Genomic DNA, 3,584 nt, shown 5'->3' with positions numbered 1-3,584 from the left:
TCCTTCCCCTCCCCCGTTCCCGCTGCCCGCTCCGGCCTGCCGTTTTCGGCCCTGGCCGGCTGCGGCGCGCGCTCGCACGCCCTTTTTTGGTGCGATATCGACAAAATCTTGACTCTCATGAACACCAAACCATAAAATTGCACACAATTCGCAGACACTGAATGCAAAGCACAGGTCGCGGATTCCAATCCACCCAAGAATGAGGAGTCAATCGAATGTCCTGGATCGCGCTCGCCACCTACCGCCGTGCCGGCGGCCTTGCCCCTGCCCTGGTGCTCGACAACCAGCTGTACGACCTGGAGGCGGCTCGCGCGGCCGGCCTGCCGCCGCTGCCCGATGCGTGGGTGACGCAGGGCGTCGAGGCCATGCTGCGCGACTGGGCCAACGCCCAGGCCTGGCTGCGCGACGCCGCGCCGATGGCCGCGTCGCTCGCGGCCTCGGGCGCGATCCGGCCGGTGGATGGCGGCGCGGCGGCCGTGGCCGCGCCCTTCGTGCCCAGCCGCATCTTCTGCGCGGCCTCCAACTACGCCTCGCACGCCAATGAAATGGGGACGGTGCTGGCGGCCAAGTCGCAGAGCAAGCCGTACATGTTCCTGAAGCTGTCGAACACGGTGATCGGCAACGGCGAGACGATCCAGATGCCGCCCGAGACCAGCAAGCTCGACTGGGAAGTCGAACTCGCCGCCGTGATCGGCAAGCGCTGCCGCCGCGTGTCGGTGGAAGACGCGCTCGACGCGATCGCCTGCTACACCATCGTCAACGACATCTCGGCGCGCGACCTCAACATCCGCAGCGACTACCCGTTCAAGCACGACTGGTTCCAGGGCAAGTGCCACGACACCTTCGCCCCCATCGGTCCGTGGCTGGTGCCGGCGTGGCAGATCCCCGACCCGCAGGCGGTGAGCATGCGCCTGGACGTGAACGACGAGCCGATGCAGCAGGACAGCACGGCCAACATGATCTGGACGGTGCGCGAGCAGGTCGCCTACCTCTCGACCATCGTCACGCTCGAGCCCGGCGACGTGATCGCCACCGGCACGCCCACCGGCGTGGGCATGGGTCGGGGTATCTACCTGAACGCGGGCGACCGGCTGGTGGCGAGCATCGAAGGCATCGGACGGCTGTCCAACCAGGTGCAGGCAGAGCGCCTCTGAGCATCCGCACCGCGGGGCCCCGGCCCCGTTCTTTCGAATCACGAACAACAAGGTATGGAGACAAAGACATGCAACCCACCCGCAGAGGACTGGCCGCGCTCGCGCGCGCACTGACCGGCATCGCCTGTTGCAGCGCGCTGCTGCTGCCCGCGGCGCCCGCCGCCGCCCAGGAGAAGGTCACCTACAACATGGCCTGGCTGCCGCAGGGCAGCTCGGTCGGCGTGATCGTGGCGCAGGCGCAGGGCTACTTCCGCGAGCTGGGCCTGGAGACCGCCATCGTGCGCGGCTACGGCGGCAACCGCACCGCCAACGAGCTGGACCAGGGGCAGTTCGAGTTCGGCTACGTCGACCCGATCAGCCTCGTGCTCAACCGTGCCAACGGCGGCAAGATCCGCATGATCGGCGCCATCAACACGCGCTGGCCCGCGGGCATCTGCTTCGACACCAAGCGCCACCAGCCGAAGACGCCGGCCGACATGAAAGGCCTGCGCCTGGGTGGCGGCTCGGCCTCGCCGGTGCACAACGTCGTGCCCGCCTGGCTGGAGGCGAACCGCCAGCCCAAGGACAGCATCCGCCTGCTGCGCATGGACCCTGCGGTGGTCGATGCCTCGCTGATCGAAGGCCGGATCGACCTGGCCGAATGCTGGCGCGCGAGCAACCGCGCCGTCACCCAGAAGCAGGCCGCCGCCGCCGGCGTGACGCTGGGCTGGATCGAATACAGCGACTTCGGCCTGGACGCCTACGGCAGCGGCTTCGCGGCCAGCGAAGACCTCATCAGGAAGCGTCCCGAGGTGGTGAAGAAGTTCCTGCGCGCGTCGTACCGCGGCTACGAGTTCGCCATGGCCAACCCCGAGCAGGCGGCCGACCTGATGGTGAAGATGTTCCCCACCACCGACCGCGCCGTGGCGCTGGCGCAGATCAAGGACATGAACGACCTGCTCGTCGACCCGGCCGCCAAGGCCAAGGGCCTGGGCTACCTGCGCGAGGACCGCATGGGCGCCACCGTGCAGTTCGTCGACAAGGCCTTCGGCCTGGGCGGCAAGGTGAAGCCGCAGGACGCCTACACCAACGACCTGCTCGCGCCATGAGCCCGCAAGGAACATCGCCCATGGTCCAACGCCCCCGTCCCCAGCGCCTGGGCCACGTCGTGCTCAACGTGCGCGACCTGAAGGCCTCCGTGCGCTTCTATACCGAGATCGTCGGCCTCGAGGTGTCCGACCACATCGAGGACCAGATGGCCTTCCTGCGCTGCGGGAACGACCACCACGACCTGGCGCTCGCGCAGATCCCGCCCGGCGATCCGCAGCACGCGGCCACCTACGTTCCGGGGCGCCCCGGGCTGGAGCACTTCGCCTACCAGCTCGGCTCGCTCGCCGAGATCGAGGACGCCGCGCGCTACCTGCAGGCGCAGGGCATCGAGATCGTGCGCGGCATCGGCAAGCACGGGCCCGGCGAGAACCTGTTCCTCGTGTTCAAGGACCCCGACGGCAACTACTGCGAGTTCTACGCCGAGATGGTGCAGGTCACGCCCGCGCAGCCCTACACGCCGCGCGTGTGGAAGAACGACCTGGCCGCCTTCGACCAGTGGCACTTCGACAAGTTCGTGGTGCCGCCGCCCCAGTGGGGGCCGCGCACCGCCCAGGGCCCAGACGACAACAGCGACGACCCGAAGCGCTGAACGCCCGCCACGCGACAAGCAACGACACATAAGAAGACCCGGAGACAAGACACATGCAACCCGCCCCTTCCTCGCGCGCCGAATCGTGGCGCCGCTTCACCGACCCTGCCCTGCTCTTCCTCGTGCTGGGCATCCTGTGGGAGAAATCGGTCGAGGTGTTCGGCATCAAGCGCTACCTGCTGCCGCCGCTGTCGCAGGTGCTCGACAGCCTCTGGACCAACCGCATGGCGCTGCTCGCGCAGTCGTGGGTCACGACGCAGGAGGTGCTGGCCGGCTTCGCGCTGGCAGCCGTCGGCGGCGTGCTGCTGGGGCTGGCGATCCATGCGGTGCCGACGGTGCGCCGGGCGCTGTACCCGCTGATCGTCGTGTTCCAGGGCCTGCCCAAGATCGCGCTCGCGCCGCTGATGGTGATCTGGTTCGGCTACGGCGACACCTCGAAGGTGCTGATGGCCTTCCTGTTCGCCTTCTTCCCGGTGGTGATCGCGACCATGGGCGGACTGGCGGGCACGCCGGCCCATCTCGTCGAGCACTTCCAGGCGATCCGCGCGTCGTCGTGGACCACCTTCCGGCGCCTGTACATGCCCTCGGCCCTGCCTTCGATCATGGACGGCCTGCGCTCGGCCATGCCGCTGGCGGTGATCGGCGCGATCGTGGGCGAGTTCGTCGGCGCCGAGCGCGGGCTCGGCCACCTGATCCTCGAAGCCAACGCCAACGCGCGCACCGACTACCTCTTCGCCGCGCTGGTGGTGATC

At 68.4% G+C, this 3,584-nt stretch carries 4 protein-coding genes; all 4 read left to right on the top strand.

Annotated features, from left to right (window positions below; genetic code table 11):
* Nucleotides 1–215 precede the first annotated feature (215 nt).
* Nucleotides 216–1,154 carry a fumarylacetoacetate hydrolase family protein gene (locus tag D3H34_RS31080; protein ID WP_119558685.1) on the top strand — a complete coding sequence of 313 codons (939 nt, stop codon included), beginning with the start codon at nucleotides 216–218 and terminating at the stop codon, nucleotides 1,152–1,154.
* 68 nt (nucleotides 1,155–1,222) lie between these two features.
* Complete coding sequence (locus D3H34_RS31075) at nucleotides 1,223–2,242, top strand: ABC transporter substrate-binding protein (protein ID WP_119558684.1); 1,020 nt, start codon at nucleotides 1,223–1,225, stop codon at nucleotides 2,240–2,242.
* Nucleotides 2,243–2,262: 20 nt separating this feature from the next.
* Complete coding sequence (locus D3H34_RS31070; protein WP_119558683.1) at nucleotides 2,263–2,832, top strand: VOC family protein; 570 nt, start codon at nucleotides 2,263–2,265, stop codon at nucleotides 2,830–2,832.
* 53 nt (nucleotides 2,833–2,885) lie between these two features.
* Nucleotides 2,886–3,584: ABC transporter permease (locus D3H34_RS31065; protein ID WP_147400534.1), on the top strand; the 699-nt coding region annotated here is incomplete at its 3' end.

This window comes from Acidovorax cavernicola (assembly GCF_003581445.1).
This window is presented reverse-complemented; position numbering and strand designations above follow the sequence as displayed.